This is a genomic window from Segeticoccus rhizosphaerae, assembly GCF_009192725.1.
Lineage (GTDB): Bacteria > Actinomycetota > Actinomycetes > Actinomycetales > Dermatophilaceae > Segeticoccus > Segeticoccus rhizosphaerae.
In genome coordinates this window covers 1-1,734 of sequence record NZ_VOHR01000516.1, presented here as the reverse complement: position 1 = coordinate 1,734, position 1,734 = coordinate 1, and the positions used below count along the sequence as shown (strand labels likewise).

General features: G+C 71.8%; 3 protein-coding genes. All 3 read left to right on the top strand.

Features of this window, described 5'->3' with window-relative positions; translation table 11 throughout:
* Positions 1-872, top strand: an 872-nt coding sequence (locus FRW57_RS21275) for a glycerophosphodiester phosphodiesterase (RefSeq protein ID WP_238999528.1), incomplete at its 5' end; no start/stop codon positions are given.
* Positions 873-897: 25 nt separating this feature from the next.
* A complete protein-coding gene (locus FRW57_RS21270; protein WP_137122694.1) occupies positions 898-1,332 on the top strand; it encodes an ATP-binding protein in 435 nt (144 codons plus the stop codon).
* 39 nt (positions 1,333-1,371) lie between these two features.
* A partial coding sequence (locus FRW57_RS21265; protein WP_238999527.1) for a DUF5926 family protein occupies positions 1,372-1,734 on the top strand: 363 nt, incomplete at its 3' end.

Sequence of the window (1,734 nt, the reverse complement as noted above, 5' to 3'; positions counted from 1 at the left end):
ACGATGGAGCCGTGCCTGCCACCGCGCCCGGCCCCAGGGCCGCCCCGGTCGCCGCGCATCGCCTCCCCGAGGTGATCGCGCACCGGGGCTCCAGCGCCCACGAACCCGAACACACCCTCGCGGCCTACCTGCGTGCCATCGACGAGGGCGCCGACGCACTCGAGTGCGATGTCCGGCTGACCGCGGACGCGCACCTGGTGTGTGTCCACGACAGGCGGGTCAACCGCACGTCCAACGGCAAGGGCGTCGTGTCCACCCTCGAGCTGGCCACCCTCGAGGGACTCGACTGGGGCTCGTGGAAACAGGACCATCCCCAGGACACCGAGATGCCGGACGCCGACCACGGCCGCAACCAGCTGCTCACCCTGCGTCGCCTGCTGACCACCGCCCTCGAGGCGGACCGGGAGATCGGCCTCGCCATTGAGACCAAGCACCCGACCCGGTATGCCGGGCTGGTCGAGATCCAGCTCGCCCGTGTCCTGGCCGACTACGGCCTCGACCGAGCGCCCGCGGAGGGGCGACCCCACCCACGTGTCATGTCGTTCTCCCAGCTGGCGATCCAGCGGATGGGCCAGCTGTGCCCGCAGTTGCCGCTCGTCTACCTGATGGAGGGCTACGTGCCGCTCCGCTTCCGTGACGGGTCGCTGCCCAAGGGAGTCTCGATCGCCGGGATCAGCACCGAGATGCTCCGCCGCCATCCCGAGACCGTGGCCCGGCAGCACGCTCGCGGCCACCAGGTCTACGTCTACACCGTCGACGAGCTGGGGGATGTGCAGCGTTGCCTCGCGGCGGGCGTGGATGCCATCATCACGAACAGACCCGCGTTCGTCCGTGATCATCTTGAGACCACGCTACGCGGTGACGTCGACTGAGGGGACGACTAACGTGCTTCGCGTCATGACCGAGACCGGAGGCAGGGTGGGTGAGGGGCGCGTGCGCACCGTGCGGCTGCCGTGGGACCCCAAGTCCGTCCCGCAGATGCGCCGCGCCCTGCGCGCCGACCTCGAGGCCCGGTCCATCACCGAGCAGGTGATCTCGGAGTCCGAGATGGTGGTCTCGGAGCTGGTGGCCAACTCGATCCGCCACGCGCGACCGTTGCCGGACGGCTCGGTGCGTGTGCACTGGAAGGTCAAGGGCAACCAGGTCGAGGTCGAGGTGACCGACGGCGGCGGGGCCAGCACCCCGCAACCGTTGCCGCGGGCCACCTGGGTCTCGGCCGGTCGGGGTCTGCGGATCGTGCGCAGCCTGGCGCACGAGTGGGGCGTCAACGACGGCGAGGGCACCCGCACCGTGTGGGCCGCGATGGGCGGCCCGTCGCGTCGCAGGGTCTGACCTGCCCGGCTGGCAGGCCGCCCATTAGGGTGGGCGACCATGGGCAAGGCTTCACGACGCCGCAAGGCGCAGCACCAGTCTCCCGACTCCTCCCGCAGGCGTGACCCGCAGGCGGCGCCGGCGCCGTTCGTCGCACGTCCCTTCGAGGGACTGGCCGGCGAGACCGACTGGGTCGCGATGCGGGAGGTCGTGCCGGCCGCGACCGCGTCGATCCGGTTCACCGTCCCACCCGGCAGCGACGGAGAGGGCAGTGACGGAGACGGAGACGGCGTCGGCACCGACGAGCCGCGGGAGGCCGCGGTCGTGACCGTGCTGCCGCTCGCCTGGCCCGGCCTGCACCGCGGCGACGGCACCGTGATGGTGGCGCTGCAGTCGGGCAGCAACAGCGGCGACGCCAGCCGT